General features: G+C 62.2%; 22 protein-coding genes. 17 read left to right on the top strand and 5 right to left on the bottom strand.

Annotated features, from left to right (window positions below; genetic code table 11):
• Positions 1-140: 140 nt before the first annotated feature.
• The 12 genes from F3H98_RS13705 (at position 141) to F3H98_RS13760 (ending at position 16,159) form a co-directional block, all read left to right on the top strand.
• Positions 141-3,614 carry an indolepyruvate ferredoxin oxidoreductase family protein gene (locus F3H98_RS13705; protein WP_149760710.1) on the top strand — a complete coding sequence of 1,158 codons (3,474 nt, stop codon included), beginning with the start codon at positions 141-143 and terminating at the stop codon, positions 3,612-3,614.
• Positions 3,615-3,708: 94 nt separating this feature from the next.
• The gene (locus F3H98_RS13710; RefSeq protein WP_149760824.1) at positions 3,709-6,018 is read left to right on the top strand and encodes a putative bifunctional diguanylate cyclase/phosphodiesterase; all 2,310 of its coding nucleotides are present in this window, start codon (positions 3,709-3,711) and stop codon (positions 6,016-6,018) included.
• 147 nt (positions 6,019-6,165) lie between these two features.
• On the top strand, positions 6,166-6,927 hold the full coding sequence (locus tag F3H98_RS13715; protein ID WP_244621718.1) for an N-acyl amino acid synthase FeeM domain-containing protein: 762 nt from the start codon (positions 6,166-6,168) through the stop codon (positions 6,925-6,927).
• 197 nt (positions 6,928-7,124) lie between these two features.
• Positions 7,125-7,799 carry a Crp/Fnr family transcriptional regulator gene (locus F3H98_RS13720; RefSeq protein WP_149760712.1) on the top strand — a complete coding sequence of 225 codons (675 nt, stop codon included), beginning with the start codon at positions 7,125-7,127 and terminating at the stop codon, positions 7,797-7,799.
• Between the two features lie 375 nt (positions 7,800-8,174).
• Entirely contained in the window at positions 8,175-10,163 is a 1,989-nt protein-coding gene (locus F3H98_RS13725; RefSeq protein WP_149760825.1) for an AMP-dependent synthetase/ligase, read from the top strand.
• Complete coding sequence (locus F3H98_RS13730) at positions 10,160-10,984, top strand: ABC transporter ATP-binding protein (RefSeq protein WP_149760713.1); 825 nt, start codon at positions 10,160-10,162, stop codon at positions 10,982-10,984. The genes F3H98_RS13725 and F3H98_RS13730 overlap by 4 nt, the downstream gene beginning before the upstream one ends.
• Positions 10,985-10,995: 11 nt before the next feature.
• Positions 10,996-11,145, top strand: a complete 150-nt coding sequence (locus F3H98_RS13735) for a DUF3096 domain-containing protein (protein WP_149760714.1) — start codon at positions 10,996-10,998, stop codon at positions 11,143-11,145.
• Between the two features lie 48 nt (positions 11,146-11,193).
• Complete coding sequence (locus F3H98_RS13740) at positions 11,194-12,153, top strand: branched-chain amino acid ABC transporter permease (RefSeq protein WP_149760715.1); 960 nt, start codon at positions 11,194-11,196, stop codon at positions 12,151-12,153.
• A 3-nt stretch (positions 12,154-12,156) separates the two neighbouring features.
• Positions 12,157-12,753, top strand: coding sequence for an endonuclease domain-containing protein (locus tag F3H98_RS13745; RefSeq protein WP_149760716.1), 597 nt, complete (start codon positions 12,157-12,159; stop codon positions 12,751-12,753).
• A gap of 3 nt (positions 12,754-12,756) precedes the next feature.
• Entirely contained in the window at positions 12,757-13,833 is a 1,077-nt protein-coding gene (locus F3H98_RS13750) for a branched-chain amino acid ABC transporter permease (RefSeq protein WP_149760717.1), read from the top strand.
• A gap of 45 nt (positions 13,834-13,878) precedes the next feature.
• Complete coding sequence (locus F3H98_RS13755; RefSeq protein WP_149760718.1) at positions 13,879-15,183, top strand: ABC transporter substrate-binding protein; 1,305 nt, start codon at positions 13,879-13,881, stop codon at positions 15,181-15,183.
• Positions 15,184-15,325: 142 nt separating this feature from the next.
• Positions 15,326-16,159, top strand: a complete 834-nt coding sequence (locus F3H98_RS13760; protein WP_149760719.1) for an ABC transporter ATP-binding protein — start codon at positions 15,326-15,328, stop codon at positions 16,157-16,159.
• Positions 16,160-16,165: 6 nt separating this feature from the next.
• Here F3H98_RS13760 and F3H98_RS13765 read toward each other — a convergent pair whose 3' ends face one another.
• On the bottom strand, positions 16,166-16,975 hold the full coding sequence (locus F3H98_RS13765; RefSeq protein ID WP_149760720.1) for an alpha/beta fold hydrolase: 810 nt from the start codon (positions 16,973-16,975) through the stop codon (positions 16,166-16,168).
• A 274-nt stretch (positions 16,976-17,249) separates the two neighbouring features.
• Here F3H98_RS13765 and F3H98_RS13770 point away from each other — a divergent pair, with 274 nt between their 5' ends.
• From F3H98_RS13770 to F3H98_RS13785, 4 genes are all read left to right on the top strand, one after another.
• Complete coding sequence (locus tag F3H98_RS13770) at positions 17,250-17,498, top strand: aa3-type cytochrome c oxidase subunit IV (protein ID WP_149760721.1); 249 nt, start codon at positions 17,250-17,252, stop codon at positions 17,496-17,498.
• 68 nt (positions 17,499-17,566) lie between these two features.
• Complete coding sequence (locus tag F3H98_RS13775; protein ID WP_149760722.1) at positions 17,567-18,907, top strand: Re/Si-specific NAD(P)(+) transhydrogenase subunit alpha; 1,341 nt, start codon at positions 17,567-17,569, stop codon at positions 18,905-18,907.
• Complete coding sequence (locus tag F3H98_RS13780; RefSeq protein ID WP_149760723.1) at positions 18,907-19,335, top strand: proton-translocating transhydrogenase family protein; 429 nt, start codon at positions 18,907-18,909, stop codon at positions 19,333-19,335. Before F3H98_RS13775 ends, F3H98_RS13780 begins: the two co-directional genes overlap by 1 nt.
• Position 19,336: 1 nt before the next feature.
• Positions 19,337-20,734, top strand: a complete 1,398-nt coding sequence (locus F3H98_RS13785) for an NAD(P)(+) transhydrogenase (Re/Si-specific) subunit beta (RefSeq protein WP_149760724.1) — start codon at positions 19,337-19,339, stop codon at positions 20,732-20,734.
• Positions 20,735-20,771: 37 nt separating this feature from the next.
• Here the strand turns inward: F3H98_RS13785 and F3H98_RS13790 are convergent, their stop codons facing one another.
• On the bottom strand, positions 20,772-21,701 hold the full coding sequence (locus F3H98_RS13790; protein ID WP_149760826.1) for a LysR substrate-binding domain-containing protein: 930 nt from the start codon (positions 21,699-21,701) through the stop codon (positions 20,772-20,774).
• Positions 21,702-21,806: 105 nt separating this feature from the next.
• On the opposite strand from F3H98_RS13790, the gene F3H98_RS13795 reads away from it, so the two are divergent.
• Positions 21,807-22,535 (top strand): glutathione S-transferase family protein, encoded by a 729-nt coding sequence (locus tag F3H98_RS13795; RefSeq protein WP_149760725.1) that lies wholly within the window; start codon positions 21,807-21,809, stop codon positions 22,533-22,535.
• 175 nt (positions 22,536-22,710) lie between these two features.
• Here F3H98_RS13795 and F3H98_RS13800 read toward each other — a convergent pair whose 3' ends face one another.
• From F3H98_RS13800 to rpsU, 3 genes are all read right to left on the bottom strand, one after another.
• On the bottom strand, positions 22,711-23,190 hold the full coding sequence (locus tag F3H98_RS13800; protein ID WP_149760726.1) for a DUF992 domain-containing protein: 480 nt from the start codon (positions 23,188-23,190) through the stop codon (positions 22,711-22,713).
• A gap of 190 nt (positions 23,191-23,380) precedes the next feature.
• Positions 23,381-24,229 (bottom strand): tetratricopeptide repeat protein, encoded by an 849-nt coding sequence (locus F3H98_RS13805; RefSeq protein WP_149760727.1) that lies wholly within the window; start codon positions 24,227-24,229, stop codon positions 23,381-23,383.
• Between the two features lie 126 nt (positions 24,230-24,355).
• Positions 24,356-24,604 (bottom strand): 30S ribosomal protein S21, encoded by a 249-nt coding sequence (gene rpsU, locus F3H98_RS13810; protein ID WP_149760728.1) that lies wholly within the window; start codon positions 24,602-24,604, stop codon positions 24,356-24,358.
• Positions 24,605-24,629 lie beyond the last annotated feature (25 nt).

The raw sequence follows: 24,629 nt of genomic DNA on the forward strand, positions 1-24,629 counted from the left end.
GCTCGATTCGCTGTTGCTCTTTGCCACGGCGGGGCGATTTCGTTTGACGGAACTGGCGAAGGGCGGAAAGACTGTCGTCCGAGACGCCCACGTTGGCCGTACCCCGAATCGGCGCGGCTTTCGCAGGAGGAAATATCCCGATGACGCTGCACAAGGTTGCGCTTGACGACAAGTTCGACCTGTCGAAGGAACGCATCTTCCTTTCCGGCTCTCAGGCAATCATCCGCATGCTGCTGATGCAGCGCGAGCGCGACCGCCGCAATGGGCTGAACACCGCGGGTTTCGTTTCCGGCTATCGCGGCTCGCCGCTCGGCGGCCTGGACCTCCAGCTCTGGAAAGCCAAGGACAAGCTCGCTGAGGCCGACATCGTCTTCCAGCCGGGCCTGAATGAAGAACTGGCGGCGACCGCCTGCTGGGGTTCGCAGCAGACCGAGCTTCTGGGCGAAGGCAAGCACGACGGCGTCTTCGCGCTCTGGTATGGCAAGGGCCCCGGCGTCGACCGCTCCGGCGACGTTTTCCGCCACGCCAACCTTGCCGGCTCGTCCAGGCACGGCGGCGCGCTCGCGCTGATGGGCGACGACCACATGGCGGAATCCTCGACCGTCGCACATGCGACAGAGTTCCTGTTCGTGGACACGATGATCCCCATCCTCAATCCGGCGGGCGTGCAGGAGCTGATCGACTACGGCCTTTACGGTTATGCGCTGTCGCGTTTCGCCGGCACCTGGGCGGCGATCAAATGCGTCAAGGACAACATCGAATCGACGGCATCGGTCGACGTTTCGCTCGAGCGGCTGGGCATCGTGCTTCCCGAATTCGACATGCCGCCGGGCGGCCTCAACATCCGCCACGAGATCGACCAGCTCGGCCAGGAGGCGCGCCTCCACGAATACAAGCGCACGGCCGCGTCCGCTTTCATTGCCGCCAACAGACTGAACAAGATCGTATATTCCGGCGGCCGCAAGCCGAAGATCGGCATCATGACGGTGGGCAAGAGCTATCTCGATGTGCGGCAGGCGCTCGACGATCTCGGCATCGACGAGGCGCAAGCCAACAGGATGGGGCTTCGGCTCTTCAAGGTCGCTTGTCCGTGGCCACTCGATCTCGAACATATCGCCGAGTTCGTGCAAGGGCTCGAGATGATCCTGGTGGTCGAGGAAAAACGCTCGCTGATCGAAGTGCAGGTCCGCGAGAGCCTTTACGGTACGGCCCGGCAGCCGCTGGTGCTGGGCAAGAGGGACGAGCGCGGCGCCTGGCTGTTCCCGGCCAAGGGCGCACTCGACCCCAACGAGATTGCAATTGCCGTCGGCGAGCGGATCCTGAAGGTGATCGGGCCATCGGAAGAGATCGGCGCGCGGGTCCGGCAATTGCGGCAGTACCAGGCGATGCTGGCCGATACCAAGGATGTGGCGAATCGCACGCCCTACTTCTGTTCCGGTTGCCCGCACAATTCGTCGACCAAGGTGCCGGAAGGATCGATCGCCGGCGCCGGAATCGGGTGTCATTTCATGGCGTTGTGGATGGACCGGTCGACCGTCGGCTTCACGGCGATGGGAGGCGAGGGCGCGCAGTGGATCGGTCAGGCGCCGTTTTCAAAGCGCGAGCATCTTTTCCAGAATCTCGGCGACGGTACCTACAATCATTCCGGCACGCTGGCGCTCAGGGCCGCACTCGCCGCCGGCACCAACGTAACCTACAAGATCCTCTACAACGATGCGGTCGCAATGACCGGTGGACAGCCGCACGAGGGCAACCTCAGCGTCGACATGATCGCTCGGCAGGTGCGCGCCGAGGGCGTCGAGAAGATTGCCGTCGTCACCGACGAACCCGGCAAATACGACGCGAAGTTCACGTTTCCACCTGACATCAGCTTCCATCACCGCGACGACCTGGATCTCGTGCAACGTGAATTGCGCGAGGTGAAGGGCGTCTCGGTTCTGCTCTACGACCAGACCTGCGCCGCCGAAAAACGCCGCCGCCGCAAGCGCGGCACGTTTCCCGATCCCGACAAGCGCGTCATCATCAACGAACTGGTCTGCGAAGGGTGCGGCGATTGCGGCGTGCAGTCGAACTGCGTCTCGATCCAGCCGGTGGAGACCGAGTTCGGCCGCAAGCGCAGGATAGACCAGTCGAGCTGCAACAAGGATTTTTCCTGCGTCAACGGGTTTTGCCCGTCCTTCGTCACTGTACATGGCGCCAAGATCCGCAAGGCCGAAGGCATCGCCGGCAAGGCCGATCCGCTCGACGGGGTGCCGGAGCCGAAACAGTTTCCGCTGGACAATGGCTGGGCCTCCATCATAGACGGCGTCGGCGGCACCGGTGTCGTCACGGTCGGCGCCATCCTCGGCATGGCGGCACATCTCGAGGGCAAGGGCTGCGGCATGATCGACATGGCCGGCCTTGCCCAGAAGGGCGGCGCGGTGTTCAGCCATGTCCGCATCGCCAACACGCCGGAGGAAATCCACGCGATCCGGGTTTCGGCCGGCAAGGCCGACCTGATCCTCGGTTGCGATCTCGTCGTTTCGGGCGCCAAGAAGGTGCTGGCGGCGGTGCGGGAGGGGCAGACGATCTTCGTCGCAAACACCGCCGAGATCATGCCTGGCGATTTTGCGCGCTCGGCCGATTTCTCGCTGCCGGCGGAACGCCTTAAAAAGGCGATCCGGGCAGCCGCCGGCGATGACAAGGCGCATTTCTTCGATGCCACCCGCACCGCGGCCGCGCTCTTCGGCAATTCGCTTGGCGCCAACATGTTTATGCTGGGTTTTGCCCATCAGCATGGCGGCCTGCCGCTTTCCGGCGAGGCGGTCGAGAAGGCGATCGAGCTGAATGGCGAGGCGGTGGCGATGAACATCGCCGCTTTCCGCTGGGGCCGCCGGGCCTCACACGAGCCGGAATTCGTACGCGGACTTGTGAACCAGTCGGACGAGCCGTCCGGCAGCGGGCTGGCGCAGACGCTCGACCAAATCATTGCCCGGCGCGTCGAGTTCCTCACCGCCTATCAGAACGCCGCCTATGCCGAGCGCTACCGCAACCGCGTGGCCGCCGTGCGCGCAGCCGAAGCCAAGGCCGTGCCCGGCCAGACTGCGATCACCGAAGCAGCGGCCCGCAATCTGTTCAAGCTGATGGCGATCAAGGACGAATACGAGGTTGCTCGGCTCTACACAGACGGATCGTTCCAGAAGCAACTAGCGGCGCAATTCCAGGCATATGACCGCCTCGAATTCCACCTGGCGCCGCCTATCCTCGGTCGCCGCGGTTCCGACGGGAAGCCGCGCAAATCGAACTTCGGGCCCTGGATGATGACCGGGTTTCGCGTGCTTGCCGGGCTGAAGCGCCTGCGCGGGTCGCCGCTTGACATCCTTGGCTATTCCGCGGAACGGCGCATGGAGCGCCGTCTGCTTGCCGACTATGAAGGCGACCTCGACCTGATCGTGCGCACGCTTTCCGCTGGCAAGGCAGAGGCCGCCGCTGCTCTGGCGTCGGTTCCCACGCTGATCCGCGGCTACGGGCATGTGAAGCGTACCAATGCCGAAAAGGCCGCAGGCGAGCGCGACCGGCTGCTTAAGCGGCTGCAAGACGAACTTCCGGCGCCGATTCTGGCGGCAGCCGAATAAATCGGCACTGCGCGAGCCCGACTCCAGCCTCGCGCAACTAAGCCTTTCTTAATTGCGGTATGCGATGACAGGTCGTCGCGCGGTCCCGCAGGAAATGTCGAAGAACAAACCGGACGAGATACCAAGAGACATTTACGTCGGTTTCGTCAGGTCGTTGTTCCGCGACCCCGGAATCCTGCTGATCGGCGCGCTTTGCCATGGGCTGATCGGCCTGCTCTGCTATTTCCGGTCCGGCGAACTGCCCTATCTCATCCTCGCCGTTCTCATGCTTTGCGCGGGCATGTTCCGCTTCCGGGCGATCAGGAGGGTCGATCCCCACGGGATAGCCGAATTCGAATCGGCGCTCCAATGGGAGCGCTACTACATCGCGGCCGGCACCGTGCAAGGCTCGATCGTCGGCCTTTTTGCGTTGTTTGCGGTCTACTGGGCGCCTGACGAATTCAGCGAGATCGCGGCGGTCGCCGTCGTGATGGGCGGCGCCATCACCATTGCGGGGCGCAACTACGGCTCCAAGAAGATGGTCACCATCCTGACGCTGACGGCGGTGGGGCCGATCGCGCTCGGGCTGATGCTGAAGGGCGACGTCTACCATTTCGTGCTCGGCCTCTTCATCGTTCCCTTCATGGTCATCATTCTGAAGATGGCCGAACTTGTCCGTACCGTCCTGTTCACCGCGATCACCGAGGAAAAGAAGGCCAGCGAGCTTGCCCAGCGCTTCAATCGTGCGCTGAACACAATGTCGCACGGCCTCGCCATGCTCGGTCCGGATGGAAGGGTTCTGGTGGCCAACGCCGAAGCGGCAACCCTGTTGTCCATGTCTTCGCCGGACGCGCTTCTGGGCCGCTCGATCCGCTCCCTACTGATGCGCGGCGTCGCCGGCGGCATGCTGGCGGCCAAGGATTGCCGTTACGTCGAGGCGCAGCTCAGCAGGGCCTTGCGCGAAGGACGCGACAGGAAAGTCCTGGTCAGCTTCTCGAACGGCCAGCATTACGAGTTTTCGGCGCGCGGCGGCAGCCAGGATCTCGGCGTCATCACGTTCGAGGACGTCACGCGGCGGGTGCAGACCGAGGAAAAAATCCGCAATATGGCGCGCTATGACAGCCTGACCGGGCTCGCCAACCGCGCCTATTTCCACGAAGTGGTGGCGGAATCCATGGAAACCGGCGATCGCAACCGGCTGTGCGGGCTGGCGGTCTTCGATCTCGACGATTTCAAGAGCGTCAACGACACGCTCGGCCATCCCGTAGGCGACGGGCTGATCTATGCAGTGGCGGAAAGACTGTCAGCACTTGCCGGTGAGCACACGCGCGTCAGCCGCTTCGGTGGCGACGAATTCATGATTTTCTTCGACCGGGTGGAGGGGGAAGGCCATCTTGCCGCGATGCTCGACGACATCTTCGCCAACATGCAGGGCGAGGTGGATGTCGCGGGACATGCATTGCGTATCCAGATGAGTGCCGGTGCGGTTCTTTCGCGCGTCGGCGATACGGATGTCGACGCCATGATCGTGAAAGCCGACCTGGCGCTCTACAAGGCGAAAGAGCTCGGCAAGAACGGCTGGCGACTTTTCGAGGCGGCCATGGATGCCGCCTTTCGCAACCGGCAGGTAATGAAGGCCGATCTGCGCAGTGCCGTGGAGGCAGGCAATTTGCGTGTCGTTTACCAGCCCATCGTGGCGATGGATTCGATGCGGATCGCCAGCTGCGAAGCGCTGTGCCGTTGGGACCACCCCGACCTTGGCCCGATCTCGCCCGCGATCTTCATACCGCTGGCCGAGGAGATGGGCATCATCTCGGAGATCAGCAGCTTCATGTTGCAGGCTGCCTGTTTCGAATGCGCGAAATGGCCGGAGCAGACGGGCGTTTCAATCAACCTGTCCGCAAAGGATTTCCGCAACCGCGAGATCATCGGCAAGGTGCGCAACGCTCTTGCCGCATCGAAGCTGGCTCCCAACCGGCTCGAAATCGAGGTGACCGAAACCGCCTTGCTCGACGACAAGTCGCTGACCCGGCAATCGATCGAGGAACTCAAGGCAATGGGCGTGCGCATCGCGCTCGACGATTTCGGCACCGGTTATTCCAGCTTGAGCTATCTGCACAAACTGCCGCTCGACAAGGTCAAGATCGACCGTAGCTTCCTCAACGACGTCACCCAGAGCCCGCGTTCGCTCGAACTGCTGAGGGGCGTTGTAAACCTGTCGCGCTCACTGGGATTGACAGTCACGGTCGAGGGTGTCGAAACATTCGAGCAGTTGAAAATCCTGGCGCTGGAGGTCAAGCCCGACCTCGTGCAGGGTTTCCTTTTCGGCGCCGCACTCAGCGCTTCGGGCATCGAGACGATGTCGAATACGGTCTGGCCGTTCGCGCAGGACATCAAATCGGCCAGGCGGGCCGTGCGTCGTTGAAGCAGTGATTTCCAGGCATGCACGGGGCGCCTCGATTAACCTTAACGATGAGTAAACGGTCGACGTCGTATTCTCACCTTTACATATGGCGGCCTTGGGCTACGCTTCGGGCGCGGTGGTAGACGGGGGCGTTGTATGAGTGGGCAGTTGACGACGCGCCGCGATGCGGTCGACACGGAAGCGTCTTCAGTCGGGGTATCGAGTTTCGCGAAAAGCGTTAACGCGCTGCTCGAGCGCACGGAGTACCGGCGCTGCGACAGCGGCGAGGACATGGAGGCCGTCTACCGGCTTCGCTACAAGGCTTACCGGGCCCACGGGCTGGTCATCGAAAAGCACGATCAGCTTATCTCCGACAAGCTGGACGAAGCGCCGAACTGCTACCGGTTCGGCATCTATATCGACGGCAGGCTGATCAGCACGGTGCGTTTGCACCACATTACCAAAGCGGAGCCGTTCGGGCCGATCATGGCCGTGTTCGACGATCTGCTGCAGCCGCGTCTCGAGCGCGGGGAAACCTTCATCAACCCCAGCCAGTTCACCGCCGATCCCGACTGGACCACAACCTACCGGGCGCTCCCTTACCTGACGCTGCGGCTGGCGGTGATCGCCAATGCCTACTTCAAGAGCAGCAATTGCGTTTGCATGATCCGCGACGAGCACACCGCTTTCTACCAGCGCATCTTCGGATCGGTCCAGGTCGATACTCCACGTCCTTATCCGCCGTTCACGGTGCCGGTGATGCTCTACGATTCGGATTGTTCGATAAATCTGGAAAGCACGCTCCAGCGGTTCCCGTTCTTCCGCTCGACGCCGGTCGAGCAACGCATGCTGTTTGCCAAGCCCGGCCACGGAGAACTGGCTCCGCTCACCATCCTGCCCAGCCCGAAATACGTTCGCGAAGCCGCCTGATCTCTTACAGCGCGTCGCGCCGAATGGGATTCGGCGGCCGCGCTGTAGCTTCTTGCTTGTGCATGTCGTTTCTCCCGAAACCGAGGACACTTTCGGGCGACATGCACTAGCGCCGGCTTGCTGCTTGTCACGGCGCAATCGCGCCGTCATAACCTTCGGAAGCGTGGCCGTTTCGGTCGTGATTTCCTCGAGGGAGCATGTACGCAAGGAACGAACTCGCCCGAACAGCAATATGGTCTCGCGAATTGAGCGACGACGAGATCGAGCGCGCGAGCCGGGGCTTGTCCGAGCGGCAGTTCGCCAAGGGCAGCTATGTCTGCCATCGCGGCGACAAGCTGGATTACTGGACCGGTGTCGTGACCGGGCTGGTGAAGATCTCGGCCATCTCGCGCAGCGGCAAGGCAATGACCTTCGCCGGCGCCGGCGCAGGGGGCTGGTTCGGCGAAGGCTCGGTGCTCAAGGACGAGCCACGCAAGTATGATCTCGTCGCGCTGCGCGACACGCGGCTGGCGATGATGCAGCGCTCCACCTTCATGTGGCTTTACGAGAACAGCACGGCCTTCAACCGGTTCCTCGTTCGCCAGCTCAACGAACGCATGGGGCAGTTCATCGCCACCATAGAATATGACCGCATCCTCGATCCCAAGGCCCGCGTGGCCCGCAATCTTTCGTGGTTCTTCAATCCCGTCCTCTATCCCGATACCGGATCGGAAATCGAGATATCCCAGGAGGAACTGGGCCTGCTTGCCGGCGTGTCGCGGCAAGTGGCCAACCGCAGTCTGCAGGAGCTCGAGGAAGAAGGGGTGCTGCGCGCCGACCATGGCCGCATCACGGTGATCGACCTCAAGGCCTTGAGCGACTACGAAGGTTAGCCGGGATTTGTGGAGGGAGCAGGCAGGATCCCGCGATCACATAAGACAATTGCCCTTGCTGTCTGTCAATGCCGGTGTTGATCGCACGCCGAATTTGCGGATAGCTTTACCCAACAACAAGGAGCAGCCCGGCTCGGCCGGACAAGCTCCGAAGGTGGCGAACGCTCCGCCGCAAATGTGGGAGGCATTTGATTTGTCGCAGCTTCTGGCGTTGCGCGCCGTTTTGTGCAGGACAGCTTCCGGAGCCGGGTCGGTCGCCGGCGGCCTCCGGGCATCTTTCGATCCTTCATACAATGTCGGGCTTGCGCGCTGGCGTAACGCGGTCAATATGCCTGGACCAACGGCCCAAAGGGCGGAACCGGGAGGGACATGACCATGGTTGCTACGGCTACAGCCGCCGGCATGGTGCTCGACACGTTCCCGAAATATCTGCTTTTGAACGCCGAGCGTTTCGGCCGCCTGCCGGCGATGCGCCACAAGGACTACGGCATCTGGCAGAGCTGGACCTGGGCCGAGCAAAAGGTGCAAGTGCGATCATTGGCGCTCGGCCTTCAGGCGCTTGGGGTCAAGCATGGCGACAAGATCGCCATCGTTGGAACCAACCGCCCGCGCCTTTACTGGGGTTTTGCCGCGGCGCAATCGCTGGGCGCCATCCCGGTGCCGGTCTATGCCGACGCGGTGGCCGAGGAAATGGCCTATGTGCTCGATAATGCCGAAGTGCGCTTTGCCATCGTCCAGGATCAGGAGCAGGTCGACAAGATCCAGTCCTTTGCCGACAAAATCCCGGCGCTGAAGGAGATCATCTACGACGAGCCACGCGGCCTGCGCGACTATGGTCACGAACGTCTGCACGATTTCTCCGCCATACAGGCCAGTGGCGAGACCCTGCTTGAAGCCGATGCCGGCCTGGCGGCGCGTTGGGAGGAAAACATTCGCCAGGCCAGCGGCGACGACATTTCCGTCATGCTCTATACGTCCGGCACGACCGGCCGTTCGAAAGGCGTGATGATCAAGGCGTCGAATGCGGTCAACGCCGCGGCCGACACCGTGGCTTTCGACAGGCTTTCGCAACGTGACAGCGTGCTTGCCTATCTGCCGCTCGCCTGGGTTGGCGATCACTATCTCAACTACGCGCAGGGCTACGTTTCCGGCTTCTGCATGTGTTGTCCGGAAAGCCATGAGACGGTTGCCCATGATCTTCGCGAGATCGGGCCGACCTTCTATTTCGCGCCGCCGCGCATTTTCGAAGGACTGTTGACCAGCGTGACGATCCGCATGGAGGACGCCGGCCGGCTGAAGCGGTGGATGTTCGACTATTACCTCCGCGTGGCCAGGAAATACGGCCAGGCTATCCTCGAAGGCGGGTCGGTGCCGTTGCTCGGCAGGCTCAACTACGCGCTCGGGGAAATGCTGGTTTACGGCCCGCTGAAAAACGTGCTCGGCCTGTCCAACATCCGCGTCGCCTATACCGCCGGCGAGGCGATCGGCGAGGATCTGTTTTCCTTCTTCCGCTCGCTCGGCATCAACCTGAAGCAGCTCTATGGGCAGACTGAAGCATTCCTCTATGTCACCGTACAGAAGGATGGCGCGGTGCGCTCGGATGCGGTCGGCCCGGCGGCGCCCAATGTCGACATCCGCATTTCCAACGACGGCGAGGTCCAGTTCCGTTCACCCGGCATGTTCTCCGGCTATTTCAAGCAGGATGACAAGACGCGCGAGGCGCTGACCAAGGACGGCTATGTCAAAACCGGCGACGCGGGGTTCTTCGACAAGGATGGCCAACTCAAGATCATCGACCGCGCCAAGGATGTCGGAAAGCTGGAGTCCGGCGCACTGTTCGCGCCGAAATACATCGAGAACACGCTGAAGTTCTTTCCCAACGTCAAGGAGGCGGTGGCTTTCGGCGACGGCCGCGGCTTCTGCGCCGCCTTCATCAACATCGACCTGCAGGCGGTCGGCAACTGGGCCGAGCGCAACAACATCGCCTATGCCTCCTATCAGGAACTGGCCGGGCACCCGGAGGTCTACAAGCTCATCGCCAAACATGTCGACGAGACCAACCTCAGGCTGTCGCGCGAGCCGCTGATGGCCGGGGCGCAGATCAGGCGGTTCCTCGTGCTGCACAAGGAACTCGACGCCGACGACGGCGAACTGACGCGCACGCTGAAGGTGCGGCGGTCCTTCGTCGGCGAACGCTACAGCGACCTAATCGAGGCGCTCTATGACGGCTCGACGGAGAAATACACCGAGACCGAAATGACCTTCGAGGACGGCCGAAAGGGCAAGATCCGCGCCACCGTCAGGATCGAGGACGCCAGGGTTTATGACGCGAAGGTCGAAAAATTCCGCGAGGCCGCAGAATGAACGTCAGGCCCGATCCCGCGCAGCTCGGGGCGCCCGACGACGGCATCGCCAAGGGCGACCTGTTGCTGGACGTGAAAAACGTTTCGCTGTCCTTCGGCGGCGTCAAGGCGATAACGGATATCTCCTTCGATGTGCGAAAGGGCGAGATTCGCGCCATCATCGGTCCCAACGGCGCCGGCAAGACCTCGATGCTCAACGTCATCAACGGTTTCTACACGCCGCAGCGGGGCAGCATCGTTTTCCGCGGCGAAGAGCGGCGCGCGATGAAGCCGCACCACGCGGTGCGGCAAGGCATTGCCCGTACCTTCCAGAACGTTGCCCTGTTCAAGGGCATGTCGACGCTCGACAACATCATGGCGGGGCGGTCGGTGAAGATGAAACGCGGTCTCGGCTGGCAGATGCTGTGGCACGGGCCGGCGCTGGCGGAGGAGATCGAACACCGCGAAAAGGTCGAGGAAATCATCGACTTTCTGGAGATACAGCATATCCGCAAGACGCCGGTCGGCAAATTGCCCTACGGCCTGCAGAAGCGGGTCGAACTTGGCCGGGCGCTTGCCATGGAGCCGTCGCTGCTTTTGCTCGACGAACCGATGGCCGGCATGAACCTCGAAGAAAAAGAAGACATGAGCCGGTTCATCATCGATGTGAACCAGCAGCGCGGCACCACGATCGCGCTGATCGAGCACGATATGGGCGTGGTGATGGACCTTTCCGACCGCGTCGTCGTTCTCGACTACGGCAAGAAGATTGCCGATGGCGCGCCCGACGCCGTCAAGACCAACCAGCAGGTGATCGACGCCTATCTCGGCGTGGCGCATTGAAAGGACATGAGATGACCATCTCCACCCTCGCCATCACCCCGTTGATTTCGCTGATCGCCGGCGTCCTGATCCTCGTGATGCCGCGGCTGCTCAACTACATCGTCGCCCTTTACCTGATCGTGGTCGGCCTGCTCGGCCTGTTTCCGCAACTGGCAGGCTGAGGCCGTGATGATATCCGGCGCGCTGACCGCCCATAAGGACTGACATTCATGGATTTTCTGAACTCTATCCTCGTCAAACCTTTCGCCGACATGTTCGGCGCACCGGATTTCCTGCTGCAGGTGCTGTGGGAAGGCCTGGTTTCGGGCGTGCTCTACGCGCTGATCGCGCTGGGTTTCGTGCTGATCTACAAGTCGTCGCGAATCTTCAACTTCGCGCAGGGCATCATGGTGGTGTTCGCGGCGCTGACGCTGGTCGGCCTTCACGAAAAGGGCGTGCCCGCGCTGCTTGCCGTACCGCTGACGCTGGTGGTGATGTTTATCCTCGCCGTCGCCATCGAGCGGGTCGTTTTGCGCCCGCTGGTCAATCAGCCCGACATCATCCTCTTCATGGCCACCATCGGCATCACGCTGTTCCTGGTCGGCTTCGGCGAGATCATCTTCGGCGGCGAAAACAAGGTGATGATCACCGAGCAGCTCTATATTCCGACCGGCAGTTTCGAGTTCGAGCCGTTTGGCGGCTTCGTGTCCATTGAACAGAAGGACCTGACCGCCGTCGTCGGCGCGATTGTGCTGGTTGCCGGGCTGCTCGTCTTCCTCAACAAGTCGAAGATGGGCCGCGCCATCCGGGCACTGGGCGACGACCACCAGGCGGCGCTGTCGGTCGGCATCTCGCTGTCCACCATCTGGGTGCTGGTCTGGTTCATCGCCGGCGTGATCGCGCTCGCCACCGGCATTGTCTGGGGCGCACGCGCCGGCGTGTCGTTTGCGCTCGAAGTGATCGCCTTCAAGGCGCTGCCTGTGCTGATGCTCGGAGGTCTGGAGAGCGTGCTCGGCGCCATCATCGGCGGCCTGGCGATCGGTATCCTGGAGAAGCTGTTCGAAATCTATTGGGGCCAACCGCTGCTCGGCGGCAATACCGAAACCTGGTTCGCCTTCGTCTTCGCGCTGATGGTGCTTCTGTTCCGTCCGCAGGGGCTGTTCGGCGAAAAGATCATCGAGCGGGTGTGAGAAATGTCTCGCGACCAAAATAAAAAAGGCACCCCATCCGGCCGCTTCGCGGCCACCCTCCCCATCGAGGGGAGGGAGGATGCCAAGGCCGCGACGGCTGCCTCACAAAGGTCGGAGGCAGTCAAGAGGCGTGCCAGATCGTTACGGCAAAACCTGACCGGCCCTGAAGCAAAACTCTGGTCGCACCTGAAGCGCATCAAGACCATCGATACTCATTTCCGCAAACAGGTGCCGATCGGCCCCTACATCGCGGACTTCGCTTGCCTGAGGTCACGACTGGTTATCGAGGTAGATGGCGATCAGCATGGCTGGGAAACAGCCAAGCGCAGAGACAACCACCGAACCCGGTTTTTGCAATCTCAAGGTTTCACAGTGGTTCGATTCTGGAACCATGAGGTGCTCAGAGAAATCGAAAGCGTGCTCGAGACTATCTACGCCAGATTGCATGGTGGGGTGAGTGCCGCTCCTCTCCCGGCCTCCAAAAAACGTTACGCCGGAAGGATCGCTCCCTCCTCCCCCTCGATGGGGGAGGTGCCGAGCGCTAGCGAGGCGGAGGGGGTGACAAACCTTTCGCAAACTGTGCCGGGGATTGGGATCTAAGGAATGCTCTATCGTACCGCCGGCCAGTTCAAGACCTCCTACCATGCCGACCACGCGCTGTTTCCGGTCAGGCAGGACGCCATCCTTCTCGGCTTCATCCTGCTCCTGGCCTTCGTGGTGGTCCCGCTGACCGCCAGCGAGTTCACCTTCCGCGCGCTGCTCATCCCCGTGCTGATCTATGCGCTGGCCGCCCTCGGGCTGAACATCCTGACCGGCTATGCCGGCCAGCTCTCGCTCGGCACCGGCGCTTTCATGGGGGTCGGCGCCTACGCCTGCTACAAGCTGGTCACCATCTTTCCCGAAATGAACATCGTGGTCGCCATCGCGCTGTCCGGCTTCTTCTCGGCGGCGGTGGGGGTTGCCTTCGGCCTGCCGTCGCTGAGGATCAAGGGTTTTTACCTGGCGATCGCCACGCTTGCCGCGCAGTTCTTCCTGGTCTGGCTGTTCGAGAAATGGGCGTGGCTCTACAATTACAGCTCGTCCGGCGCCATCCAGGTGCACAACATCGACATGTTCGGCATTACGGTTGCCGGTCCCAACGCGACGGCGGTCACCCAATACTATTTCGTGCTTTGCTTCGTCGCTGTGATCACTTGGTTCGCCATCAACATCACGCGCGGACGGATCGGGCGCATCTGGAAATCGGTGCGCGACATGGACATCGCCGCCGAACTCGTCGGCATCAACCTGATGAAGGCGAAGCTGTCGGCGTTTGCGGTGTCGTCCTACATCGTCGGCATTTCGGGCGCGCTGTTTGTCTTCCTGTGGCGCGGTGCGGCCGAGCCGGTGCTGTTCGACATCCCGCTGTCGTTCCGGGTGCTGTTCATCGCCATCATCGGCGGCCTGGGATCGATCCTCGGCAATTATCTCGGCGCCATCCTCATCGTGGCGCTGCCGGTGATCATCAGCGCGCTGCCGTCGGCGCTTGGCATCCCGATCGCTTCGGCGACGGTCGAACACCTCAACACGATGATCGTCGGCGCTCTGATCATCGTCTTCCTGATCGTCGAGCCGCATGGACTGGCGCGGTTCTGGGCGATCATCCGGGAAAAGCTGATCATGTGGCCTTTCCCGCATTGAAGCTGTGAAAGTTAGAAAAGACCAAACAAAGTGGAGGAAACGGGCATGAAAAATCTGAAAACCAAGCTGCTTGCGGCGCTGCTGCTCGGCACGGCGCTGGCGCCGGCCGCATGGGCGCAGGATGCAATCAACCTGACCAACCTGTCCTACCGCACGGGACCGTTTGCGGCGACCGGAACGCCACTCATGAACGGCCAGCGCGACTATATCCTGATGCTCAACGAGCGCGACGGCGGCGTCAACGGTGTCAAACTCAACTACGACGAATGCGAAACCGGCTACAACACCGAAAAGGGCGCCGAGTGCTACGAGAAGACCAAGGCGACGAGCATCGTCACGCAGCCCTGGTCGACCGGCATCACCTTGCAGGTTCTGCCGAAATCCAATGTCGACAAGATACCGATCCTGGCGCCGGGTTATGGCTTCTCGCCGATGACGGACGGCAAGATCTTCCAGTGGGCATTCAACCCGCCGGCCTCCTATTGGGATGGCGCCTCAATGATTATAAAGGCCATTTCCGACGGCAATCCGGACAATCTCAAGGGCAAGAAGATCGCGCTGCTCCATCTCGATGCGCCTTACGGCAAGGAGCCGATCCCGCTGCTGCAGGCCTATGCCGAGAAGCATGGCTTCACGCTGCTGCCTATCCCCGTCGGCGTGAAGGAAATGCAGAACCAGTCCGCGCAGTGGCTGCAGATACGGCGCGAAAGGCCGGACTTCGTTTTGATGTGGGGCTGGGGCGCCATGAATGCCGGCGCGGTCGCCGAAGCGGTGAAGACCAAGTTCCCGATGGACAAGTTCGTCGGCATCTGGTGGTCGGGCCACGACGGCGACATGAAAACCGCCGGCGAGGCCGCCAAGGGCTATCGCTCGATCTCCTGGAGCCTGCCGGATTCAAACGCCAAGGTCATGCAGGACATCAAGACGCACGTCGTCGACAAGGGCAATTCGCTCATTGGCGAAGGCGAGTTCGACTGGGTCTTCTACCAGCGCGGCGTGCTGATCTCGATGTTCGCCGTCGAAGGCATCAAGGCGGCGCAGGCGCATTTCGACACCAAGGTGGTGAACGCCGAACAGCTGCGCTGGGGCCTGGAGAACCTGAAAATCGACGAAGCAAAGCTCGCCGAGATCGGCATGACGGGCATGGTCGGGACGTTCTCGACCGCCTGCAACAACCATGCCGGCCATGCCGGCGGCTGGATGATGCAGTGGGACGGCGCCAAGTTCGTCAAGGTTTCGGACCGTCTCGAAGCAGACCAGGCGATGATTGCGCCGCTGGTCGAGGCCGAGGCCAAGAAGTATGCCGAGGCCAATGCGCCCTGGCCGACCAACGAAGAGTGCAAGATGTAGGACTAGCGCTCCTCTCCCCGTTCACGGGGAGAGGATGCCGGCAGGCAGGTGAGGGGCTGCGCCGGACAATAAGGTTCAACATGCCCCTCACCCTTACCCTCTCCCGTAAACGGGGAGAGGGAGACGTCTTCGTCGAGGCCAAATGAACAACGCAGACCCTGCTCCTGCCCCAGCAACCCCGATCCTCTCGGTGAACAACATCGAGGTGATCTACGATCATGTCATCCTGGTGCTCAAGGGCGTGTCGCTCACGGTTCCGGCGGGCGGCATCACCGCGCTGCTCGGCGCCAACGGGGCGGGCAAGACCACCACACTCAAGGCCATCTCCAACCTGCTGCACGCCGAGCGCGGCGAGGTCACCAAGGGCAACATCATCTTCGAAGGCAACGAGGTGCAATCGCTGTCACCCAACGAACTGGTGCGGCGCGGCTGCATCCAGGTCATGGAAGGCCGCCACTGCTTCGGCCATCTTTCGGTCGAGGACAACCTGATGACCGGCGCCTTCACGCGGCGCGACGGCAATGCCGCCATCCGCGACGACCTCGAACTCGTCTACCAGTATTTTCCACGCCTCAAGATCAGGCGGGCGAGCCAGGCCGGCTACACCTCCGGCGGCGAGCAGCAGATGACGGCGATCGGCCGGGCGCTGATGTCGAAACCCAAGATGATCCTTCTCGACGAGCCGTCGATGGGGCTGGCGCCGCAGCTGGTCGAGGAAATCTTCGAGATCGTGAAAAAGCTGAACGAGGAGCAGGGCGTTTCCTTCCTGCTGGCCGAACAGAACACCAATGTCGCCCTGCGTTTCGCCAAATACGGCTATATCCTGGAATCCGGGCGCATCGTGCTCGACGGTGAGGCCAAGGCGCTGCGCGAAAACGAGGACGTCAAGGAGTTCTACCTCGGCGTCGGCGGCGAAGGCCGCAAATCCTTCAAGGACGTGAAGCACTACAAGCGGCGGAAGCGCTGGCTGGCCTGATCCCGGTCAGGCGAAAAACCGCAAGGCCGCCGAGACGACCGCTTCAGGCGCATCTTCCTGCATCAGGTGGCCTGAGCCGGGCACCAGCGTGAACTCGCAATCCGGCAGCAGCGCAGCAAGTTCCCTGCCGCGCTCCGGCAGTATCCAGCCGTCTTGCTCGCCCCACAGCAGTTTCACGGGACAGCGCAATTCGTTGTAGCGGGCCTGTACCTCGTCGGTATGGCGCAGATCCATCTGCGCGATCTGCCGGTAGAATGCCGGCTGGCCGACTGCACCTGTCCACTGTTCGATGTAAGGTTCGAACTCGGCATCGGTGAGCGGCCGCGACACCGCTCCGGCTATGTAGGCCTTCAGGATCGCGCGCTGGATGTAATCGGGCACTCCGGCAAAGGCGGCTTCGTTCTTGCGCACATGCTGCACAAAGGGAGAGCCCCACGGCCGGACCGCCACCGGGTCGATCAGCAGCAGGCGTTCGTAATCGCAGCCGTTGATGAGATGGGCGCGCAGAACCGTCGCGCCGCCGAAATCATGCGCAAGCACATTCGGCTGCTTCAGCCCCCAGAACGCCAGCATTGCGCTGAACACCTCGTTCTGGATTCCCAGCGAGACATCCTGGCCTTCGCCCTTGGACGAGGAGCCGTAGCCCAGGAGATCGTAGAAATAGACGGTGTGGCGATGCGCGAGTTCTGGCGCAATGCGATGCCAGACATGCGAGGAAAACGGCGTTCCATGGACCAGGACCAGCGGAGAGCCGATGCCGACCGTGTCCCACGCGATTTCGCTTCCCCGCCAGTCGAAACGCCTGCCCGGCTTCATCGCATGCTCCTGCACCCGGCTGTACGAGGCAGGAGGGTAGTCGTAGGGCCCGGTTTTCCACAACGCCAAAAACTGAAAACTGTTTCAACAACACTGAAGGAGAAGACGCAAAGCTGCGCCGAGGATGCTCTGGAACAGCCCCGCAACACGAGGAAAACGATTACATCGGAACGGCGCGACGCATTGGCCAGCCGGCCTTCCGCGACAATCCTCCCATTGCCCTCAGCCGTACTTTTCGCTATGTGCGCAATGAGCGATCCGAGAGGCGGTTTTTATGGCTGACAATACACCGACAGGCCCGGTCGAACTGGGCGCCGATATGGACCACAGCGAGCACGAGAAGACCTATTCGCTGTTCATATCGTTGACGAAATATACCTCGCTGGTCTGCGTGGCCCTGCTCATCGCCATGGCGTTTGCTTTCTTCACGACGGCCGGCTTCTTCTCGGGTCTCATCCTGTTTCTGGTGATTTGCGCCGTCGGTGCCTTCCTGCTTCGCGACGTGCCCACCCACATCACCTAAGCAACTCATTTCTCCCGCGGACGCGGGTCCCCGCGTCCGGTCAACGTTCCAGACAAGAGGACCACGCGGTGGGACAGATAGTCTTCGTACCGAAGGAAGTTGATGCGAACGAGCCGCGCGTTGCGGCTTCGCCGGATACGGTGAAGCGGCTGACCGGGCTTGGCCTGGACGTGATCGTCGAGGCTGGTGCCGGCACGCTGTCGCGCATTCCCGACGAAGAGTTCGCCAAGGCGGGCGCGACGATCGGCAAGGCCGGCGATGCGGCCAGGGCCGATGTCGTGCTCAAGGTGCGGCGGCCGGGCGATGACGAGCTGAAGGGCTACAAGTCCGGTGCTGCGGTGATCGCCACCATGGACCCCTACGGCAACGAAGTGGCGGTCGCGGCAATGGCGAAGGCCGGCGTCACCGCGTTCGCCATGGAATTCATGCCGCGCATCACCCGCGCGCAGGTCATGGACGTTCTCTCCTCGCAGGCCAACCTCGCCGGCTACCAGGCTGTCGTCGATGCCGCCGCCGAATATGACCGCGCCTTGCCGATGATGATGACGGCCGCCGGCACGGTTCCGGCGGCAAAGGTGTTCATCATGGGCGTCGGCGTTGCCGGCCTGCAGGCGATCGCCACCGCGCGCCGCATGGGTGCGGTGGTGACGGCCACCGACGTTCGCCCGGCAGCCAAGGAGCAGGTCGCTTCGCTCGGCGCGAAATTCCTCGCCGTCGAGGACGAAGAGTTCAAGGCGGCCGAAACCGCCGGCGGCTATGCCAAGGAAATGTCCAAGGAATATCAGGCCAAGCAGGCAGCACTGACGGCCGATCACATCGCCAAGCAGGATATCGTCATCACCACTGCGCTCATTCCGGGACGCCCTGCGCCGCGGCTGGTTTCGGCAGCGATGGTTGCCTCGATGAAACCCGGCTCGGTGATCATCGATCTCGCCGTCGAGCGCGGCGGCAATGTCGAAGGCGCTGTGGCCGGCAAGGTGGTGACGTCAGCCAACGGCGTGAAGATCGTCGGCCACCTCAACGTGCCCGGCCGCGTCGCCGCGTCGGCCTCGCTGCTTTATGCGCGAAACCTCTTCGCCTTTCTGGAAACCATGGTCGACAAGGCGTCGAAGCAGCTTGCGATCAATCGCGACGACGAGCTGGTCAAGGCGACGATGCTGACCGACGCCGGCAAGGTCGTGCATGCGAACTTCGCCAATGCGGCCGCAACGGCGACACCGGCCGCGGCCGCGGTAACGTCGGCTCCCTACAAGCATGTCGAGAAGCCCGAGCCGGCGGCAAAAGCGCCAAAGGCCGCGAAGCCAAAGGCCGCGCCGAAATCGGACGCTAAGGCGCCATACAAACATGTCGAAAAACCCGAGCCGACTGCCGGGAAACCAGCCGCGCCGAAATCCAAGGGGGATGCGTGATGGAAAAGACCGCACTCGACCAGGCACTCGACCAGCTCGATAAGGCCGTTGCCGCCGTCCGCCTCGGGATTGCCGATCTGTCCCAGGCAGAGCGCGCCGCCGACGCTGCGGGGGGTGCTGCGCACGCCGTATCGGGCGGGGCGATCGATCCCTTCGTCTTCCGCTTCGCCATCTTCGTGCTGGCGATCTTCGTCGGCTATTACGTCGTCTGGTCGGTGACGCCGGCGCTGCACACGCCGCTGATGGCGGTCACCAACGCGATCTCTTCGGTCATCGTGGTCGGCGCGCTGCTGGCGGTGGGCATCGCGGCTTCGGGCCTCGCCACCGGCTTCGGCTTCATCGCCCTGGTGCTGGTGTCGGTAAACATCTTCGGCGGCTTCCTCGTCACCCAGCGCATGCTGGCCATGTACAAGAAGAAGGAAAAGTGACGTGAACGCCAACTTCGCTTCCTTCCTCTACCTCGTTTCGGGCATCCTGTTCATCCTGGCGTTGCGCGGCCTGTCGCATCCGACGACCAGCCGCCAGGGCAATACCTACGGCATGATCGGCATGGCGATCGCCATCCTGACGACGCTGGCGCTTGCCACGCCGTCATGGGGCGGCTTCGCGCTGATCGTGCTGGGCCTGGCTATCGGCGGCAGCGTTGGCGCGGTGACGGCGCGGCGCATCGCCATGACCTCGATGCCGCAGCTGGTTGCTGCCTTCCACAGCCTGGTCGGCCTTGCCGCCGTCATGGTGGCCGCGGCTGCCATGTACGCGCCGGAAAGCTTCGGCATCGGCACGGTCAACGATATCCACGGCCAGGCGCTGGTCGAAATGAGCCTTGGCGTGGCCATCGGCGCCATCACCTTCACCGGTTCGGTCATCGCCTTCCTGAAGCTCGACGGGCGCATGTCCGGCAAGCCGATAATGCTGCCGATGCGCCATGCCCTGAACATCGCGCTTGCCGCCTTGCTGGTCGTGCTGATCATTCTGCTGGTAACGAGCGAAAGCACCGTAATCTTCTGGCTGATCGTGGTGGTGTCGCTGGTGCTCGGCGTGCTTCTGATCATCCCGATCGGCGGCGCCGACATGCCGGTCGTGGTGTCGATGCTCAACTCCTATTCGGGATGGGCGGCCGCGGCACTGGGCTTCACGCTGGGCAACCTGGCGCTCATCATCACCGGCGCCCTGGTCGGCTCGTCCGGCGCGATCCTGTCCTACATCATGTGCAAGGGCATGAACCGCTCGTTCATCTCCGTCATCCTCGGCGGCTTCGGCGGCGAAACCGCGGCGGCGGCCGATGACGGCATCGAACGCACCGTCAAGCAGGGCTCGGCTGACGACGCAGCCTATCTCATGATGAACGCGCAGAAGGTCATCATCGTGCCGGGCTACGGTATGGCGGTGGCGCAGGCGCAGCACGCAGTCCGCGAAATGGCCGACAAGCTGAAGGCCGCGGGCGTCGAGGTGAAATACGCCATCCACCCGGTCGCCGGCCGCATGCCCGGCCACATGAACGTGCTGCTCGCCGAGGCCAACGTGCCCTACGACGAGGTGTTCGAACTGGAAGACATCAACTCGGAATTCGCGCAGGCCGACGTCGCCTATGTCATCGGCGCCAACGACGTCACCAACCCGTCGGCGCGCGACGACAAGAGCTCGCCCATCTACGGAATGCCGATCCTCGACGTCGACAAGGCGCGCACCTGCCTGTTCGTCAAGCGTTCGCTGGGCTCCGGCTACGCCGGCATCGACAACACGCTGTTCTACAAGGACGGCACCATGATGCTGCTTGGCGACGCCAAGAAGATGACCGAGGAAATCGTCAAGGCGATGGATCACTAGCCAAGGAAATCGATAGGGCCCGGCCGAAAGCCGGGCCTTAATTCTTGGTGGATGCTGCTTCTTCCGTGCGCCTCGACGCGGATTCCGCAAGCCCCGCAACCAGCGCATCCGCCACGACCTTTACCGAGGGGAGTTGGCCGCGACGATGGGGCTGGAGCAGCGTCGTGGTGACGCCGCCGGCCGTCCAGCCGGGCAATACGCGCACCAGTTCTCCGGCCTCGATCGGCAGCCTGAACAACTCACTCGGCACGCAGGCGATGCCCAGGCCAGCTTTGGCCGCCTGCAGCAGCAATTCGGACTCGTCGGCAAAGTATCGGGGTGAGGGCGCGGCGACGACGCGTGCTCCGTCCCCGTTTTCAAGGGACCAGGTGGATTCGGACGGCGAGATCACAATTCCGTCGTGACCGGAGAGGTCTTCAGGATCCGCGGGTGAACCGGCGCGCTTCAGATAGTCCGGCGACGCCACCAGCCAGTTCGGCTCGAAACCGATGTGGCGCTGCACAAGGTCCGAATCGGGCAACTGGGCGCGGTGCGCCCGCACGGCGATGTCGAAGCCTTCCTGCACGATATCGACGAAGCGGTCGGTGGCGTGAACGACAATGCGGATTTTGGGATAGTCGATCGCCAGCCTCGGCAGCAGCGGCGCGAGCTTGTGCTGCGCGATCGGCACGGCCGCGGTGATGCGCACCATTCCATTGGGTTCGGCCAGCCGGCCCGAGATCACATTCTGCACCGATTCCGCTTCGATCAGCATCGCGGCTGCGTGGCGGTAAATGTCCGCGCCTATCTCGGTCATCACGAAGTTGCGCGAATTGCGCTGGATCAGCCGCGTGCCGGTATCCTTCTCCAATTCCAGCAGACGCTTGCTCAATGTCGATTTCGGTATGCCGAGCGCGCGGCCCGCCGCCGCCAGCCCTCCATGCTCGACCATCTGCACGAAATAATAGAGGTCATTCAGGTTCAGCATCATCGTTCCGATTTGTGGACGTTATGTATATGTTCAGCCTCCTACACACGCAACGTCCAAGATGACATCTGATGGTGGTCAACACGTCCAACATTGGAGCACATCATGGAACCGGTTCTCTTCTACGGAAATCACGCCGCCAGTTCGTTCGGATCGATCGTCGCCCTGGAGTGGCTCGGCCAGCCCTACCGGCTGACGCGACTCAACCTGCCTTTCGACGCGCGAGGCGAAATCTTCACCCAGGTGAACCCTGTGCAGAAGGTGCCGGCTTTGCTGACGGCAAGCGGCACGCCGCTCAGCGAGAGCTCCGCCATCCTCCAGCACCTCGCGGCCCGCGACCCCAACCGGTCACTGACTTTCGAGCCGGGTTCGCGGGAGCAGGATCACCTGAACCAGGTGCTGGGCTTCCTGCATTCCGATTTCTCGTCGTCGTTCCTTGCAGGCTTCGAAGCCTTCGATATGGATCTGACCGGCGAGAAAAACCCGCCGATGCAGGCGCTGCTGCGGAAAATGGGCAAGAAGCACGTCGCCAAGGCGCATGCCGATCTGGAAAAGATGATGGGCGACAATGAATGGCTTGCCGGCAGCAAGCGTACTCTCGCCGACGCCTATTTCATGGGCTTGGCGCGCTGGGCGCCGTTCCTCGCGGAAATGGGCGCTGAGATGGTCGACCAGCGCGACTATCCGAAACTCCACCGGCACTACAACAAGCTGAAAGCCGACCCGGCGGTGATCTTCGCCCATGCCATCGAAGACGAGAAACCGGCAACGAGCAACGGCGCGTTCAAGGGCCATGTGTCTCTCGAAGAGATCAAGGCGCGGCTTGGCCTCTAGAGCGGTTCCGGTTCTTTCAGAACCGATAACTCGCTCTAAGTATTTGTTTTGCCATTTGTGCGGACGCCAAATGATTCCATTTGGCTGCAAAATGCTCCAGACTGGAAAGAAGAAAGCCCGGCCAACGCCGGGCTTTTCTCACTGTGGCAGCGCGGCTTCGCTTAGCGTTGCTGTTCTAGTTGTCGGCGGAACGCAATTGGAACTGGCTCACGCCGAGCGCCAGGTTGAGGCCGGTCTGCGACTGGATGCTGATCGGCTGCAGGGTGAAGCTCCTGCTCGATCCGCCAACCAGCACATTGGCGCCGCCGCCGACAGCGGCGGTTATCTCGGCGCTGGCGCCGACATAGTCGCCGGACAGCGCACCCGGTGCGTAGATGTTGGCCGCAGGCGCCAGCACCAGCCACTGCATGAACGCCTTGTCGGTGGTGCCGATATCCAGTCCATACTTGTTGACCACGCCGAAATAGGCTTCCGGAGCGAAGCTCTTTTCGGTCGGCTTGAACATGCAGCTCAGATCCTTCTTCGAGCCGATGATGAAGCCGGTGCCGCCATCGATGGTGCATTCCAGCACGCCGAGTTCAACGCCTTCCTTGGCGACGGCAGGTGTGGCAAGCACGGGCAACAGAGCCAGCCCGGCCAGAATGAAATTTTTCATGGCAATATCTCCGAATGATGACGACAGCAGATAACTGGCGGCCAAGGGCAAAGTTCCTGCGACATCTTATGCTTGCGCCACATTTGCGCAATCCGGAGCCATCAATGCAGGTCGGAGGTCGAACCGTCGGAGTGCAGCGGGAGGATTTCCCGCGCAAGGAGGCTGAAATTGTTCCGGTATTTGCCGGGTTTCAGACGCCGCGTGTGCGCGCCAGGCCGTCGACCGCCGGCTTGTAGTTCGGATCGAGCCGGACCGCCTGCGCGTATGATTTCGCGGCCTTGTCCTTTTCGCCGCGCCGCTCGTAGATCAACGCCTGGTTGGCCCAGCCTTCGGCGTTCCTGCCGTCGAGCTTGATCGCCGTATTGAAGTCGGCGAAGGCGTTATCCTCGTCGTTCTGCGCGAGATAGGAAAGACCACGGCCATTGTATGGTTCGGCCGAATCCGGCGCGAGCGAGATGGCGGTCGAAAAATCCTCGATGGCGAAACCCTGCTGGCCTTGCTGCTGATAGATCAGGCCGCGGTTGTGATAGGCGCGCGGATCGGTCGTATCGAGCTGGATCGCCTTCTGGAAATCGTTGAAGGCATCCTGGGTGCGCCCGGCTTTGCGGTAGAGGTTGCCGCGGCCGATATAGGCGGCATCGTAGCTGGCGTTCAGCTGGATCGAGCGGTTGTAGTCGTTGAGGGCGGCCGCCTGGTCGCCGAGATAGCGATGGATCAGCGCGCGATTGGCGTAGGCCTGATAGAAATTCGGCCTCAGCTCAAGCGCCTTGTCGAAATCCCTGAGTGCTTCGCGGTATTTGCCGGCGCGGCCATAGGCCGAACCGCGGACATTGTAGCCCTCGGGATCACCTGGATTGCGCTGGATGACCGAGGTCAGCGACGCAATGTTTTCCTCGGATCCCTGCGCCGTGTCGATGGAGGTGATTTCGCCGCCGGGGCCTCCGCTCTGGCAGGCGGCAAGCGGCAAGCCTGCGAGAATGACAAATGCAAATGCGCCACGGCGCCAGTCGAGCTTCGGGCCGTTCGTGATGTCGCGCATGCCTGTCATACCTCTCAACTCTCGTTCCTGTCCGTCAGCAACGCGGGTGAAACAAAAAGGTGGCGGCGATTCTTAATCGCCCCACCTCAGCATTAACGCCGGAAAAAAGGACAAAAAGGGGCGGTATCAGCGCGCCGGACGGGCCGTTACCGCAGCAGGCTTGGCGCCTGGCAGGAGACCTTCGCGCTGTGCACGCTTGCGTGCCAGCTTGCGGGCGCGGCGAACGGCTTCCGCCTTTTCGCGTGCACGCTTCTCGGAAGGCTTCTCATAGTGTCCGCGCATCTTCATTTCGCGGAAAATGCCTTCGCGCTGCATCTTTTTCTTCAGCGCGCGAAGCGCCTGGTCAACATTGTTATCGCGGACGAGTACCTGCACGTGGGATCCTGCCTACCGTTCTTTC

Source organism: Neomesorhizobium albiziae (assembly GCF_900114255.1).
Classification (GTDB): Bacteria; Pseudomonadota; Alphaproteobacteria; order Rhizobiales; family Rhizobiaceae; genus Neomesorhizobium; species Neomesorhizobium albiziae.

What these genes read in the sequence shown, in the direction of transcription:
- F3H98_RS13760 (WP_149760719.1), top strand. Translation starts at nt 15,326, where the DNA reads ATGAACAACGCAGACCCTGCTCCTGCCCCAGCAACCCCGATCCTCTCG.
- F3H98_RS13710 (WP_149760824.1), top strand. Translation starts at nt 3,709, where the DNA reads ATGTCGAAGAACAAACCGGACGAGATACCAAGAGACATTTACGTCGGT.
- F3H98_RS13790 (WP_149760826.1), bottom strand. Translation starts at nt 21,701, where the DNA reads ATGCTGAACCTGAATGACCTCTATTATTTCGTGCAGATGGTCGAGCAT.
- F3H98_RS13795 (WP_149760725.1), top strand. Translation starts at nt 21,807, where the DNA reads ATGGAACCGGTTCTCTTCTACGGAAATCACGCCGCCAGTTCGTTCGGA.
- F3H98_RS13805 (WP_149760727.1), bottom strand. Translation starts at nt 24,229, where the DNA reads ATGCGCGACATCACGAACGGCCCGAAGCTCGACTGGCGCCGTGGCGCA.
- F3H98_RS13735 (WP_149760714.1), top strand. Translation starts at nt 10,996, where the DNA reads ATGACCATCTCCACCCTCGCCATCACCCCGTTGATTTCGCTGATCGCC.
- F3H98_RS13755 (WP_149760718.1), top strand. Translation starts at nt 13,879, where the DNA reads ATGAAAAATCTGAAAACCAAGCTGCTTGCGGCGCTGCTGCTCGGCACG.
- F3H98_RS13745 (WP_149760716.1), top strand. Translation starts at nt 12,157, where the DNA reads ATGTCTCGCGACCAAAATAAAAAAGGCACCCCATCCGGCCGCTTCGCG.
- F3H98_RS13730 (WP_149760713.1), top strand. Translation starts at nt 10,160, where the DNA reads ATGAACGTCAGGCCCGATCCCGCGCAGCTCGGGGCGCCCGACGACGGC.
- F3H98_RS13770 (WP_149760721.1), top strand. Translation starts at nt 17,250, where the DNA reads ATGGCTGACAATACACCGACAGGCCCGGTCGAACTGGGCGCCGATATG.
- F3H98_RS13800 (WP_149760726.1), bottom strand. Translation starts at nt 23,190, where the DNA reads ATGAAAAATTTCATTCTGGCCGGGCTGGCTCTGTTGCCCGTGCTTGCC.
- F3H98_RS13765 (WP_149760720.1), bottom strand. Translation starts at nt 16,975, where the DNA reads ATGAAGCCGGGCAGGCGTTTCGACTGGCGGGGAAGCGAAATCGCGTGG.
- F3H98_RS13725 (WP_149760825.1), top strand. Translation starts at nt 8,175, where the DNA reads ATGGTTGCTACGGCTACAGCCGCCGGCATGGTGCTCGACACGTTCCCG.
- F3H98_RS13780 (WP_149760723.1), top strand. Translation starts at nt 18,907, where the DNA reads ATGGAAAAGACCGCACTCGACCAGGCACTCGACCAGCTCGATAAGGCC.
- F3H98_RS13740 (WP_149760715.1), top strand. Translation starts at nt 11,194, where the DNA reads ATGGATTTTCTGAACTCTATCCTCGTCAAACCTTTCGCCGACATGTTC.
- F3H98_RS13705 (WP_149760710.1), top strand. Translation starts at nt 141, where the DNA reads ATGACGCTGCACAAGGTTGCGCTTGACGACAAGTTCGACCTGTCGAAG.
- F3H98_RS13720 (WP_149760712.1), top strand. Translation starts at nt 7,125, where the DNA reads ATGTACGCAAGGAACGAACTCGCCCGAACAGCAATATGGTCTCGCGAA.
- F3H98_RS13750 (WP_149760717.1), top strand. Translation starts at nt 12,757, where the DNA reads ATGCTCTATCGTACCGCCGGCCAGTTCAAGACCTCCTACCATGCCGAC.